The following is a 13,804-nucleotide window of genomic DNA, read 5'->3' as shown; positions in this document are numbered from 1 at the left end:
TACAATCAGCCGATGTCAAATTCCAGCGGCTTGGCCGAAACAATGGCCTTATTAACACGCAGTTCTTCCAGAACATGATCCGGAATCCGCTCATCAAGATAGAGCATGGCGATGGCATTTCCGCCCGGATTGTCACGGCCAAGCGAGAAGTTGGCAATGTTGACACCATTCTTGCCGCAGATCGTTCCCAGCATGCCAATCATACCCGGCGTGTCGTTGTTGGTCGTATAGAGCATGTGCTGACCAACTTCGGCATCAAGATTGATACCCTTGATCTGGATGAAACGTGGCTTGCCATCGGAGAAGCATGTACCGGCAATGGAGCGGGTTAGCGATGCGGATTTGACCGTCAGCTTGATGTAACCGTCAAACACACCTGATTTGTCACGGCGCACTTCGGAAAGGATGATACCCCTTTCCTTCACCATAACAGGCGCCGAAACCATGTTCACATCGGCCACCTGCGGGCGGATCAAACCGGCTAAGGCGGCACTGACCAGTGCCCGCGTGTTCATTCCAGCGGTGGAGCCGTCAAACAGCACTTCCACTTCCTGGATCGGCTCGTCAGTGACCTGACCAACGAAAGCCCCCAGCACTTCCGCCAGCTTGACGAAAGGCTTCAGGCGCGGCGCTTCCTCTGCCGTAATCGATGGCATGTTAATCGCGTTGGAAACGGCACCCTTGATCAGATAATCCGACATCTGCTCGGCAACCTGCAACGCGACATTTTCCTGTGCTTCGCTTGTCGATGCGCCGAGATGCGGGGTGCAGACAACGTTTGGCAGGTTGAACAGCTCGTTCTCTGTGGCAGGCTCCACCTCGAACACGTCGATACCGGCACCGGCGACCTTGCCTGCTTTCAGTGCTGCAACCAGATCTTTCTCAACAATCAGACCGCCGCGAGCGCAATTGATGATACGAACACCATCTTTCATCTTGGCAATGGATTCAGCATTGATAATGCCGCGTGTCTTGTCGGTCATCGGTGTGTGCAGGCTGATGAAATCCGCCCGGGCGAGCAATTCGTCAAGTTCGACCTTCTCAACACCCAATTCCTCGGCTCGGCCTTCCGACAGGAAGGGGTCGAACGCGATGACATGCATCTTGAGGCCGACGCCGCGCGTGGCAACAATCGAGCCGATATTGCCGCAGCCAATAACACCCAGCGTCTTGCCGGTGATCTCAACACCCATGAAGCGGTTCTTTTCCCACTTGCCCGCACGGGTAGAAGCATCAGCCTCAGGCAGTTCGCGCGCCACGGCAAACATCAGCGCTACGGCATGTTCGGCAGTGGTGATGGAATTGCCGAAAGGCGTGTTCATCACGATGATACCGCGACGCGAGGCAGCAGGAATATCGACATTGTCGACGCCGATACCAGCGCGGCCAATGACTTTCAGATTGGTCGCGGCAGCGATCAGCTTTTCCGTGACCTTGGTGGCCGAACGGATGGCAAGACCATCATATTGGCTGATCACTTCGGCCAGTTTGTCCTTGTCCTTGCCAAGGTCAGGCAGATAATCGACTCCAACACCGCGATCCTTGAAGATCTGTACGGCGGTTGGGGAAAGCTTATCAGATACGAGTACGCGCGGTGCCATCATGGCCTCCATCGTTGAATCAGGAATGAAATGATTGGGGAGTGACCGCACCCGAATGCGGTCACATCATGCCGATGAAATCAGGCGGCCTGTTTCAGCGCGGCCTTTTGCGACTGGAATGCCCAGTCGAGCCACAGCGTCAGCGCTTCAAGATCAGCCGTTTCAACCGTTGCACCGGCCCAGATGCGAAGACCTGATGGAGCATCGCGATAGGCGCCGATATCATAGGCAACGCCCTCTTTCTCCAGAACCGCAACGAGGTTCTTGGCGAAATTGGCCTGTGCATCCTTGTCGAGCGCCGTGATCTCTGGATCGACAATTGTCAGGCAAACGGAGGTGTTGGACCGTGTGGCCGGAACCTTTGCCAGATTGGCAATCCATGGCGTGCGTTCAACGAAAGTATCTAGAGCAGCAAAATTCCTGTCCGCACGTCCGACAAGTCCATCAAGACCGCCAAGCGACTTTGCCCAGTTCAGCGCATCAAGATAGTCCTCAACGCAAAGCATCGACGGTGTGTTGATGGTCTCACCGGCAAAAATGCCTTCAATGAGCTTGCCGCCCGATGTGAGACGGAAAATCTTCGGCAAAGGCCATGCGGGCTTGTAGGTTTCAAGCCGCTCGACAGCGCGCGGGCTGAGGATCAGCATGCCGTGTGCGCCCTCGCCGCCGAGTACTTTCTGCCAGGAGAAGGTGACGACATCGAGCTTGTCGAAATCAAGCCGCTGCGCGAAAGCTGCCGACGTAGCGTCGCAGATGGTCAGACCCTTGCGATCAGCAGGAATGAAATCGCCATTGGGAACGCGCACGCCCGAAGTCGTACCATTCCAGGTGAAAACAACGTCGCGGTCAAAATCGACTTTGGAAAGATCAGGCAGTTCGCCATAACCGGCTTCAATGCTGCGGGCATCGGTGAGCTTGAGCTGCTTGACCACATCGGTGATCCAGCCTGCGCCAAAGCTTTCCCAAGCAACCATATCAACACCGCGTTCGCCAAGCAGCGACCATAGAGCCATCTCCACAGCACCGGTATCGGATGCCGGAACAATGCCGATGCGGTAATCAGCCGGAACCTGCAGGATTTCGCGGGTAAGATCGATCGCCTGTTTCAGCTTCGTCTTGCCAACCTTCGCGCGATGCGAGCGGCCAAGCGATGCGTCGGAAAGCGCTTGAAGCGACCATCCGGGGCGTTTTGCACAGGGACCTGATGAAAAATTAGGGTTAGCCGGGCGCTGCGCCGGCTTTAGAAGCGTCGTCATGTTTTCTCCTATCCTTACAGATAGCACGCCTCTCGTTGGGGAGAGGTGGCCCACTCCGGGAACTAGGAGAAATGTCGTTCACAGTCAAGAAATATGTTTGTGCGCGACATTAAATTTATCCCATCCGGCGGAATGAAGCACAAACAAAAACGGCAGGAGAAAGCCTCCTGCCGCTCGAAAAATCATGTTGTTTCAATTAGAAAGCGTAGCGTACGCCCACCTTGAAGTCATGCGACGTGATGTCTTTGAAGGTAACAGCCTGATTGCGGGTTGAGCCATTCAAATTGTAGAACGTGCCGGTCTTGGCGTCACCCAGATCAACATAACTATATCCAAGATCAATGGTCATACGGTCGGTCGCCTTGATTCCCACACCGGCATGCAGTGCCCAGGCAAGGTTCCATTTGGAACCATCGCTGGCATATCCGCCCCCGGCATTGAGGATGTTATCATCCGTGAAATTGGAGATCGTGTTACGAGATGCACCGATACCAGCACCAAGATAGGGCGTAATGCCACTGAATGTACCAAGATCAGCATAGGCGTTGGCGAGGAACAGCCATTCGGATTTCTTCGCGTGGTATTGATTCGTCCCGTACTGCCCCAGTGATGGGTTCGAATAAAAATCAAGAGCGCTGAACTCTGTCTTGCCACGATACTGACCTGTTACGTCAGCGCGAAGCCAATCGTTGAACTGATAACCGATACCGATCTGGCCCGTGATGCCTGAGTCAAAATCTCCCTTATCCAGAAAACCATGCTGCTCCGCATTGGCAAAGTCGAAATAATCCAGCTTATCAAGTCGCTGATTGCTCATGCCGATATCGCCGCGCAGATACCAGCCACCAAACTGCTGAACTTCCACAACTGGCGCTTCCACGAGATCCGCAGCGTGGGCCGGGATTGCCCCGAGGCACAGTAGAGCTGCACCAATCGCAGCATATTTGTTGAGAATGCCCATTTTCATTTCCCTTATCCGGCCCAAAATCTAGATGTAGCGACTGCTACCAAAGTTCTAGACGGCAATATGAAGGGAAAAAGTTAAATCCCGCTTAACCGTGTTTATTCACCATACTCATTAACGTTAATGAAAACCGAACGGCACTGCGCGGCTACATAGATGCAAATGGGCCCGCTTGGGGCCCATTCAAATCAATCACACTCCCGGAAATCAGGCTGCTGATTTGACCGATGAAATCACCGAGATGATGTCGTTGACAACCGTATCTACGAGCTGGCTGTCATCCCCTTCCGCCATAACGCGGATAAGAGGCTCCGTGCCTGACGGACGAATAACAAGACGCCCTGATTTGCCAAGCCGATCACGTGCATCGTCAATCGCAGTCTTGACCTTCTTGTCGTCAAGCGGCTTGCCACCCGCCGTGCGAATGTTCTTGAGAACCTGAGGCACCGGTTCGAACTTGCGGCAAACCTCGCTCACAGGCTTTCCCTCTTCCTGAACAACCGCCAGAATCTGCAGGGCAGAGACAAGACCGTCGCCGGTTGTCGAGAAATCAGAGATAACAATATGGCCAGATTGTTCGCCGCCAATATTGAAACCGTGATTGCGCATATGTTCAACCACATAGCGGTCGCCGACATTGGTGCGGGCCAATGTCAGGCCGCGATCCCCCAGAAATCGCTCAAAGCCAAGATTGGACATGACCGTTGCGACGACGCCGCCGCCGATAAGCCGGTCGGATTCCTGCCATGACTGGGCAATCACCGCCATCAGCTGATCGCCATCGATGATCGAACCTTTTTCATCAACGATAAGAACCCGGTCCGCATCGCCATCAAGCGCAATGCCTATATCTGCCCTGACTTCATGTACTTTCTTGATCAAGCTCAAAGGATGGGTGGAACCGCAATCTTCGTTAATGTTCGTGCCGTTTGGCTTGTCATTGATCGTAATGACATCGGCGCCAAGTTCCCACAGCGCGGCAGGAGCAACCTTGTAAGCAGCGCCATTGGCGCAATCCACGACGATCCGCAGGCCATCCAGCGAGATGTTTTTTGGCATGGTCCGCTTGGCAAATTCGATATAGCGATAAATATCACCATCAACACGCTTTGCCCGCCCCAATGCGTCAAAGCTGGACAGGCGACTTGAGAGATCCTCATCCATCAGACGCTCAATCTCAAGTTCGATCTCATCGGAAAGCTTGAAACCATCCGGGCCAAAAAGCTTGATGCCATTGTCATGGTAAGGATTGTGCGATGCGGAGATCATCACGCCGATATCAGCGCGCAACGAGCGGCAAAGCATGGCTACAGCAGGTGTCGGAATGGGTCCAAGCAGGAACACATCCATACCCGTTGAGGTAAAACCCGCCACCAGGGCGTTCTCGATCATATAGCCCGAAAGACGTGTATCCTTGCCAATCACCACCCGATTACGGTGATTGCCACGTTTAAAGGCGAGCCCGACAGCCATGCCAACCTTCATCGCAATATCGGGGGTCATGGGATAGGCATTCGCCAGTCCACGAATACCATCGGTGCCGAAATATTTTCGAGCCATATTGTCTATCCAAACTCTACGGGCTGTCACTCATCTGGCAGTGCCAGAGATCAGCCCTATTTTGCTTATGCTTGATCTTCACGCTTATTGCAGAAGACCACTACATGCGCATCTCACAAATTATGTGGCGATTATACTATCATTCAACCCATGAACAATTGGTGCAAAAACGGCCGGTAGATACCGGCCGTTGATGACTATTGCGGGTCTGAATCAGGACTGCGGCTGTGGTTCAAGACCCTTGTCAGGCTCGTCGCCCTTGCGCGGCTTCTTGGCGGAACCGGCTTTCGGAACAGCCGAACCACGCGACGGAGGTGTATCGTCGCCGAGATCACGGGCCGGTTTATTGCCGATCATCAGTGCCTTGATCTCTTCGCCGGTCAGCGTCTCATATTCGAGCAAGCCTTCGGCAATCGCGATCCATTCCTTCTTCTTCTTCGTCAGAATGGTGCGCGCCTGCGTATAGGCATCTTCGATCAGCTTACGCACTTCCGCATCAATCAGCTGTGCCGTTTCTTCAGACACATTCTGCGTGCGGGCAACCGAGTGACCAAGGAACACTTCTTCCTGATTCTCGCCATATGCCACCTGACCGAGCTTGTCGGAGAAGCCCCAGCGAGTGACCATCGCGCGGGCAAGTTTCGTTGCCTGTTCGATATCGGATGATGCACCAGACGTGATGTTCTCCTTGCCGAACTTCAACTCTTCGGCAATACGGCCGCCCATCATGATGGCCAGACGCGAGATCATCCACTTATAGCTCATCGAATAGCGATCACCTTCCGGCAACTGCATGACCATACCAAGTGCGCGGCCGCGCGGAATGATTGTTGCCTTGTGCAGAGGATCTGCAACAGCAACATTCAGAGCCACAATGGCGTGGCCGGCTTCGTGATAAGCAGTCAGTTCTTTTTCCGCCTGGGTCATGGCTGTCGAGCGGCGCTCGGCACCCATCATGATCTTGTCCTTGGCATCTTCGAATTCGAGCATGGTGACAAGGCGCTTGTTGCGGCGCGCTGCCATCAGGGCGGCTTCGTTGACAAGGTTCATCAGATCAGCACCGGAGAAGCCGGGCGTACCGCGTGCCAACACTTTCAGATCGACATTTGGTGCCAGCGGAACATTGCGGGCGTGAACTTTCAGAATCTTCTCACGGCCAGACACATCCGGATTAGGCACGACAACCTGACGGTCGAAACGGCCCGGACGCAGCAATGCAGGGTCCAGAACGTCAGGACGGTTGGTCGCAGCAATCAGAATGACGCCCTCATTGGCTTCAAAGCCGTCCATCTCGACCAGCAACTGGTTCAGCGTCTGCTCGCGTTCATCGTTACCGCCGCCAAGACCGGCGCCGCGATGACGGCCAACCGCATCGATTTCGTCGATGAAGATAATGCAAGGCGCATTCTTCTTTGCCTGTTCGAACATGTCACGGACACGTGATGCGCCGACACCCACGAACATTTCAACAAAGTCGGAACCGGATATGGTGAAGAACGGCACATTGGCTTCACCAGCAATGGCGCGCGCCAGAAGCGTCTTACCGGTACCGGGAGGGCCTACAAGCAGCACACCACGCGGAATGCGTCCGCCAAGCCGCTGGAACTTCTGCGCATCGCGCAGAAACTCGACAATTTCTTCCAGATCTTCCTTGGCTTCATCAACGCCAGCAACATCCTGAAATGTCACGCGGCCATGCGCCTCGGTCAAAAGCTTGGCTTTCGACTTACCAAAGCCCATGGCACCGCGCGAGCCGCCCTGCATCTGGCGCATAAAGAAAATCCACACGCCAACGATCAGGATCATCGGCAGCCAGTTGATCAACATGCTGACAATGGATGTCGAGCCATCATTTTCCGGACGCGCGGCGATCTGCACATTCTTGCTCTCAAGACGCGCAACAAGACCGGTATCGCCGGGAGAATAGGTCTGGAACGTTGTAGTGCCGTCAATATAGGCGCCGGTAATACGGTTGCCAGCAATCACTACACTTTTAACCTTGCCATCATTCACATCGCTGATGAACTTTGAATAAGCCACATCGCTGGATGCCGAACGTTGAGAAGGGCTTTGAAAAAGATTGAACAACGCAATCAGAAGCAAAGCGATAATCGCCCACAGTGCGAAGTTCCGGTAGTTAGGATTCATTATCGGGTCCCATCAATCACAACCGCAAGGACGCGGAATTTACACGTAACATAGGTTCGAAGCATGGCCTTGCCAAGGCTGACAATCAAACTCAAATCATTTCTTATCAATCTGGTTTACAGAAAATCGCCTGTAATCCTGCAAACCAAACAATTTTGCCACGCTGGCAGCAAGTATTTCATCATAGCCTGAAAGGATATGATCGAACAGGGCAACATGCCTGACCACCACAACACCGGCGGGCACATTCCCGTGATCCTTCAACGCCGGGGCAGCCATAATCCGGCCATTGGACAGCAGCATGGGGCTGGATTTAACCGAAGCCCGATGGACCTCCCCGATCCCGCTATCCTTTAAAAAAGCCAATCCTGTGTCACCACCAGCCATGATCCGTATCGGTTCTTGTGTACCGTTCGATATGCGGTAACGACCATCCCAGATAAGCGAACTGTCAGGCTCAGCCACGATATCCGGGATTGATCGCATCTCCCGGTAAATGGTGGCAATTGTCTTGCCGCGCTGAATGATGCAACGGCCAAGGCTCATGCGACCGGAAATATCCGTCTCGCAAAGATGGCGCACCACCTTGGCGCATTCTTCTGCCGATGGGAGGAATGGCTGACCGCCCAGCACCGACAACAGCACCCCTACGGCAAGATATTGTGCCTCATCCGGACGGCTGCAAAAACACTCCAGCTTCACTTCAGCGCGAATACCGTTGACGACGGTAACGCAATTTTGCAAAAGCGCCGCCGCCTCGCTGTTGAGCGTCTGCCGCTTCAAGGCTTTTTCCGCAATCAGCGGCTGAATGCCGTCACGATCATGCTTTTGCAGCGCATCCCTGACGCGCACCCGCTCATATATGGGGTTTGTGTTGGAAGGGTCGTCCCGCCATTCAATACCCCTATCCCGCAGATACCGGCGAAGCCGTTCGCGTGTGATGCCGAGCAGTGGCCTGATGAGCCAGATTTCCCGTTCCAGCAGGGTAGCAGGCGCCATGCCGGCAAGACCTCTTTCGCCGCCACGCGCAGAGCGCATCATGAAGGTCTCGTTCTGATCGTCGAGTGTGTGACCGGTCAAAACCATATCGGTCCCGGCCTCGCCGGCAGCCTTGCACAGAAGCGCATAGCGAATATCCCGGGCCTTGGCGGAAATGCCCGAAGCGGGTTTTGGACCAGTCCAGTTCAGGACCCGGTGCGAAAGACCAGCTGCCTTGCACAGCCCGGCCACATACAATGCCTCTTCAGCCGATTCCGGTCGCAACTCATGATCAATAGTCACAGCCAGAATACGGGGAAAGGACGCCCTTGCCTTGCGCAGATCGTCAAGAAGGAAAAGCAATGCGAGGGAATCACTGCCGCCGGAAACGGCCACGACGACCGTTGTCAGCCTGTCAAAGTCAATCGCACCGAAAATCGCTTCCGGATCAGGGCGATTATCAGCATTTGTTGGCGGCACGTTCATTCTTCACGCGCTCTTTGAGCGCGGCTGAGAGACTGGGGTAACGCGTGCTCACAGTGGCAAAGGTAGCGCAGGCGACATCGTGATCCTGCATCTTCGCCAGAGTCATGCCCAGCTTGAGAAGATTTTCTGGGCTCTTCTTGGCGTCAGGAAATTGCTTGTGATTGTCAATGAAAACAGAAGCCGCATCCTGATAGCGCTCCTGACCGTAGAGCGATTCGCCAAGCCAGTAGCGGGCATCAGGGTCGGAAGGGTCCTTCGGGAATCGCTCGATATGGCTGCGGAAGGCCGCCTCGGCATTGCGATAGTCTCCGGACAGAAACAATTGATAGGCCTGCCTGTACAGTGCATTGGGATCATCGGTCTGCGGCAGCGAAGCAAGGTTCGGATTGGCCCCAGAAGCAGGCGTATCGTTCTTCAAACCACCGATTACGTTGCCATTGGCATCAAACTCGATCTGCCCAAGCTCGCGCGGCGGTTCGCCTGGCTGCGCGGTAGCGGGAGCATTGGCCTGAGGATCAATAGCAGCGGAATCGGTGCTGTCTGACGGCGACGTCCGTGACGGGGCCGCGGGATAAGCGGAGGCATCTGGCGATGCCTCCCCTGTTGTCCGTGAAGGCGCAGCATCGGCGATCGTACGATCGCCCTTGCCACCGGCGTCCGTTTTCTTGCCGCCGCCACCCTTCTTTTCCAGTTCCTGAAAACGGAACTCGTTATCTTCCTGCACCTTGCGCATCTGCTCCTGCATTTGCAGCAACTGGAAATTGAGGTCTTCGATCTTGCCTGTCAGTTGCCTGATCTGCTCCTCGAGCTGGCTGACACGCGGATCGCCCGCCTGTGCCATCTGGATTGGCGCATTACTCGTTCCGACATTTGCCTTTGGCGCCGACGGGAAAAAGTTGCCATCAAAGTTCGAGGCATGGGCTGCGCCGGCCGCCAGAAAAGGCAGCACCGCCATAGCCACAACCATTCTTTTCAGTCGTTTGTTCATTCCTTTACCGCCCCTGATATGGGAATTTTAACCACCGCAACGATTTACGGCGAGCCTATCTAACACGAGCAACGCGACTTCGGCCAAATTTTGTTGTGATCACGGGTGAGACAAAAAAAGCGGCCCGAGGGCCGCTTTTCTCAAGTCCATATCCGTTGGAAAGGCTTAGCTGCCTGCGCCGCCGAGAACGGTAACGGCACGGCGGTTCTGCGACCAGCAGGAGTCCGCATCGCAAACTGCAACCGGGCGCTCATTGCCGTAGGAAATTGTCTTGATGCGGGAAGCTGGAAGGCCGCGCGAAGCAAGGAAGTTGCGCGCAGCAGCGGCACGGCGCTGGCCAAGAGCCAGATTGTATTCGCGTGTTCCGCGTTCGTCCGCATGGCCTTCAACGGTGATTGCGTAGTTAGGATAACGCTGCAGCCACTGAGCCTGCTTGGAAAGGGTCTGCTGGGCATCGGCACGGATAACGGAGGAATCAACATCGAAGAAAATGCGATCGCCAACGTTTACCGTGAAATCCTGTGTGGAGCCCGGCCGCGCGCTACCGGCACCGTTGAGGCCAAGATCACCGGCACTATTGATAGGTTTCTTCGCACAGCCCGCAATAGCGAGAGCCATGAAAAGGGCGACGACAACTGGACTGCGGGCGATCATTTCGAAGCGGCGCATAGCCTGGACTCCTTAGGAATTGAATTGTTTCGGTGAACAAGCAGTAACCATATCGAGGTTAAGGCCAATTCAAGAAACAGGGTTAATCCACTCTTAACACCAGGATTAACGGCGAAATATATGAATGTTCTGCATCCTTAATGCAAACAATGCGGCGGAAAAACGACATTCGCGGCGGTGTTGGCACAACACCGCCGCGAATGGGCATAAATCAGCAGTAAATCAAGATTCGATCACTCAAGCAGCGGTGACCAGGCCGGATCGGAAGCGAGGTTCGGCGTCTGGATCTGGCGCAGGTTACGCCCGGTCAGATCGATCGTGAACAGATGCGGGCTGTTTGAGCCGGGAGGGAACCGGTAGAACATCAGAACGCGGCCATTGGGTGCCCAGGTCGGACCTTCATCATGGTATCCGCTGGTCAGGATACGCTCACCGGAACCATCTGTTTTCATGACGCCAATGGAGAACTGGCCGCCAGACTGCTTGGTAAAGGCAACAAGATCGCCGCGCGGTGACCAGACCGGCGTGGAATAGGAACCATCGCCAAAGGAAATGCGCTGCGGGTTGGAGCCATCTGCCCCCATCTTGTAGACTTGCGGGCGGCCGCCACGGTCGGATTCAAACACAACCTGACTACCATCCGGCGAATAGGATGCACCGGTATCAATAGCGCTCGTACTCGTCAAACGTGTTGTCGTGCGGCTACGCACGTCCATGGTGTAGATGTTCGCACTGCCATCATCCTGCAGCAGGCTCATGACAACTTTCTGGCCATCGGAAGAAAAGCGCGGCGCAATCGTCATGCCGGGGAAATTGCCGACAAGTTCGCGCTGTCCGGTTTCGAGCTGCAACAGATAGACCTGCGGCTTGTTGCCTTCGAAGGACATGTAGGTGATTTCCTGACGGCTTGGCGAAAAGCGGGGTGTCAGAACGAGATCCTTGCCATTGGTCAGATAGCGCACATTGGCACCGTCCTGATCCATGATCGCCAGACGCTTGACCCGCTTCTCCCGCGTGCCGGATTCATCAACAAACACAACGCGCGTATCGAAATAGCCCTTTTCACCTGTCAGCTTCTGATAAATAGCGTCAGCGATGATATGGGCAACACGGCGCCAGCTGTCAGGAGAGGTAAAGAACTGCTGCCCATCAAGCTGCTGACCGGCAAAACTATCCCAAAGCCGGAACTCAGCCTTGAGCCTGCCATCCGGCTGCTTGGTAACGCGTCCGGTCACCAGTGCCTGCGCATTGATGACTTTCCAGTCCTCAAAACGCGGGGCCGCATCCGGGTTGGAAATCTTTTCGATAAAGGCACCCTTGTCGATCGGCGCAAAAAGACCGGATCGTTCCAGATCCGCCGCTATGACGCTGGTAATGTTGGCACCAAGCTGATCACCGGAAAGGAAATCCGTGATTGCTATGGGCATCGGCTCAACGACACCTTTGGTAATGTCGAGTTTGAGCTCTGCCCGCGCTGGCAGTATGGTAATTGCCAATGTCGCAACGAACGTTACAAAAATTGGGAGAATAATCCGGGTAATTTTCAGCATAAGTTCAGGGCCCTCTTTTGGCTGGCCTATTAGTCATCTGCGGCAGGGTGGAATGTCAGTTCGACAACGTCCCAGCCACCTTCATATTTATCTTGTGGTAAAGTGTAGGGCGCAGAGCGCATTACCGCCCGCAAGGCCCCACTCTTTGCCGCATTCAAGACCGTCGCATCACCACCGCTGCCGGTAACCGTAGGAGTACCGTCAACTTCACCGGTTTTAGTAAGCCGGAATTTGACCACCACAATCATGTCTGGATAGTCAGGGGCTCCGACAGGCTTGTTCCAGTTCTTCGAGATGATTCCGCGCAATGCATCCATTTCATTTTGGCTCAGCTTATTGCCACCCGTGGATTTTGTGGCACCAAGCGAGGCCTGGTCGGTCGACCGCTTGGCACCACCACCAGATGGCTTCTCACGATTCAACAAATCTGCAACCTGATCAGCAATACCGTTCTTCTCCTTGGACGGCGTTGGCGCGGTCTTCGTTGGCTTCGGCGTATCCTTGTTTTCCTTGCGTTCAGGCGTTGTCGCAGTCTGCGCAGGGGCAGGCTTTGGCTTGTCCTCAGGCTTGGCCACGTTTTCCGGCAGCTTGAATGCTTCCTCGGCTGGCTTTTCCGCCTGCGGGGTTGGCTCTGCCTTCGGTGCGTCAGGAGTTGGCGCTGGCTTGGAATCGTTGATCGCTGATGTAATCGGGTCCGGCGCAACCTCCTGTTTCGGCTTTGCCTCAGGCGCTATTTCCGTCGCTGGAACGGGAACGGGCTTTGTTTCCGGCTGCACGACGGGCTTAGGATCAGGTTTGGTGACAGGCACTTCCGATGGCTTCGGAGCCTCCGCTGACTCTACAACCTTTGGCTTCGTCGTCGGAATAGGTTTTGATTCAACGTCATTTTCGCTGTCGCCAATATTCTGGGCGTCAGGTTTTGTCTGCGGCTTTTCCGTCGGCTTTGGCGCAGATTTCTCAGCCTTCGGCGCTTTGGTATCGCCCTTCTGTAGCTGGGTCGTATCGGAAATGATCTCGATGGGCAGCGATTCAGAATTGGCCAAGTCCATCGGCGTTGGCGCAGAAAAGGTCAACAGCCCCCAGCCGAGTAAAACGGCATGGATAATGGCGGAGGTTGTAACGCTTGTCCTCATGGTCGATCAGCTGCCTTCCGGGAGACTGACGAGACCGATATTCTTGAATCCTGAGCCGGAGATACGCGCCATGACCTTCATGATCGTGCCGTAATCGGCAGACTTGTCGCCTTTGACAAAAATGCGTTCTTCATAGCCGGTCTTGGCGATGGCCTGAAGTTTGGGGACGATTTCTTCAATCGGAATCTCGGTTTCCTGCAGGAATACCTGACCTTTTTGATTGATCGTCACGTAAATAGGGTTGGTTTCGCTGTTCAGCGCCTTGGCCTGTGTCTCAGGCATATCGATAGGCACGCCCACCGTCATCATCGGTGCGGTCACCATGAAAATGATCAGGAGCACGAGCATGACGTCGACGAGCGGCGTCACATTGATTTCACTCATCAACGCCTTGCTGGCGCGCCCGCGCCGGCCGCGTCCACCTGAACCTTTGTTACCAACAGACATGCCCATGGCAATTAATCCTGCACT

11 protein-coding genes are annotated in these 13,804 nt (G+C 54.7%); all 11 read right to left on the bottom strand.

Translation table 11 applies throughout. The features are described from left to right. Positions 1–5: 5 nt before the first annotated feature. Positions 6–1,601 carry a phosphoglycerate dehydrogenase gene (gene serA / locus FHW17_RS05285; protein ID WP_182509418.1) on the bottom strand — a complete coding sequence of 532 codons (1,596 nt, stop codon included), beginning with the start codon at positions 1,599–1,601 and terminating at the stop codon, positions 6–8. An 80-nt stretch (positions 1,602–1,681) separates the two neighbouring features. Then, entirely contained in the window at positions 1,682–2,857 is a 1,176-nt protein-coding gene (locus FHW17_RS05280; protein ID WP_182509333.1) for a phosphoserine transaminase, read from the bottom strand. A gap of 196 nt (positions 2,858–3,053) precedes the next feature. Next, positions 3,054–3,818 carry an outer membrane protein gene (locus FHW17_RS05275; protein ID WP_091880263.1) on the bottom strand — a complete coding sequence of 255 codons (765 nt, stop codon included), beginning with the start codon at positions 3,816–3,818 and terminating at the stop codon, positions 3,054–3,056. A gap of 210 nt (positions 3,819–4,028) precedes the next feature. Beyond that, complete coding sequence (gene glmM, locus FHW17_RS05270; RefSeq protein WP_112525302.1) at positions 4,029–5,381, bottom strand: phosphoglucosamine mutase; 1,353 nt, start codon at positions 5,379–5,381, stop codon at positions 4,029–4,031. Positions 5,382–5,594: 213 nt separating this feature from the next. Further along, positions 5,595–7,529 carry an ATP-dependent zinc metalloprotease FtsH gene (ftsH, locus tag FHW17_RS05265; RefSeq protein WP_112525304.1) on the bottom strand — a complete coding sequence of 645 codons (1,935 nt, stop codon included), beginning with the start codon at positions 7,527–7,529 and terminating at the stop codon, positions 5,595–5,597. A gap of 96 nt (positions 7,530–7,625) precedes the next feature. Next, complete coding sequence (gene tilS, locus FHW17_RS05260) at positions 7,626–8,993, bottom strand: tRNA lysidine(34) synthetase TilS (RefSeq protein ID WP_182509332.1); 1,368 nt, start codon at positions 8,991–8,993, stop codon at positions 7,626–7,628. Then, on the bottom strand, positions 8,968–9,981 hold the full coding sequence (gene ybgF, locus FHW17_RS05255; RefSeq protein WP_182509331.1) for a tol-pal system protein YbgF: 1,014 nt from the start codon (positions 9,979–9,981) through the stop codon (positions 8,968–8,970). The genes tilS and ybgF overlap by 26 nt, the downstream gene beginning before the upstream one ends. Before the next feature lie 165 nt (positions 9,982–10,146). Further along, on the bottom strand, positions 10,147–10,650 hold the full coding sequence (pal, locus tag FHW17_RS05250; RefSeq protein ID WP_091879876.1) for a peptidoglycan-associated lipoprotein Pal: 504 nt from the start codon (positions 10,648–10,650) through the stop codon (positions 10,147–10,149). A gap of 233 nt (positions 10,651–10,883) precedes the next feature. Continuing rightward, complete coding sequence (gene tolB / locus FHW17_RS05245; RefSeq protein ID WP_112525311.1) at positions 10,884–12,200, bottom strand: Tol-Pal system beta propeller repeat protein TolB; 1,317 nt, start codon at positions 12,198–12,200, stop codon at positions 10,884–10,886. Positions 12,201–12,229: 29 nt separating this feature from the next. Next, entirely contained in the window at positions 12,230–13,333 is a 1,104-nt protein-coding gene (locus FHW17_RS05240; protein ID WP_112525313.1) for a hypothetical protein, read from the bottom strand. 6 nt (positions 13,334–13,339) lie between these two features. Further along, entirely contained in the window at positions 13,340–13,786 is a 447-nt protein-coding gene (gene tolR, locus FHW17_RS05235) for a protein TolR (protein ID WP_112525315.1), read from the bottom strand. Positions 13,787–13,804 lie beyond the last annotated feature (18 nt).

Source organism: Phyllobacterium sp. P30BS-XVII, from assembly GCF_014138335.1.
GTDB lineage: Bacteria > Pseudomonadota > Alphaproteobacteria > Rhizobiales > Rhizobiaceae > Phyllobacterium > Phyllobacterium meliloti.
Note: the sequence above shows the minus strand (reverse complement) of the source record. Positions and strands in the feature narration are given on the sequence as shown.

Bases quoted from the DNA above. Each gene is read 5' to 3' on its own strand.
- serA (WP_182509418.1), bottom strand. From the start codon at position 1,601: ATGGCACCGCGCGTACTCGTATCTGATAAGCTTTCCCCAACCGCCGTA.
- FHW17_RS05280 (WP_182509333.1), bottom strand. From the start codon at position 2,857: ATGACGACGCTTCTAAAGCCGGCGCAGCGCCCGGCTAACCCTAATTTT.
- FHW17_RS05275 (WP_091880263.1), bottom strand. From the start codon at position 3,818: ATGGGCATTCTCAACAAATATGCTGCGATTGGTGCAGCTCTACTGTGC.
- glmM (WP_112525302.1), bottom strand. From the start codon at position 5,381: ATGGCTCGAAAATATTTCGGCACCGATGGTATTCGTGGACTGGCGAAT.
- ftsH (WP_112525304.1), bottom strand. From the start codon at position 7,529: ATGAATCCTAACTACCGGAACTTCGCACTGTGGGCGATTATCGCTTTG.
- tilS (WP_182509332.1), bottom strand. From the start codon at position 8,993: ATGAACGTGCCGCCAACAAATGCTGATAATCGCCCTGATCCGGAAGCG.
- ybgF (WP_182509331.1), bottom strand. From the start codon at position 9,981: ATGAACAAACGACTGAAAAGAATGGTTGTGGCTATGGCGGTGCTGCCT.
- pal (WP_091879876.1), bottom strand. From the start codon at position 10,650: ATGCGCCGCTTCGAAATGATCGCCCGCAGTCCAGTTGTCGTCGCCCTT.
- tolB (WP_112525311.1), bottom strand. From the start codon at position 12,200: ATGCTGAAAATTACCCGGATTATTCTCCCAATTTTTGTAACGTTCGTT.
- FHW17_RS05240 (WP_112525313.1), bottom strand. From the start codon at position 13,333: ATGAGGACAAGCGTTACAACCTCCGCCATTATCCATGCCGTTTTACTC.
- tolR (WP_112525315.1), bottom strand. From the start codon at position 13,786: ATGGGCATGTCTGTTGGTAACAAAGGTTCAGGTGGACGCGGCCGGCGC.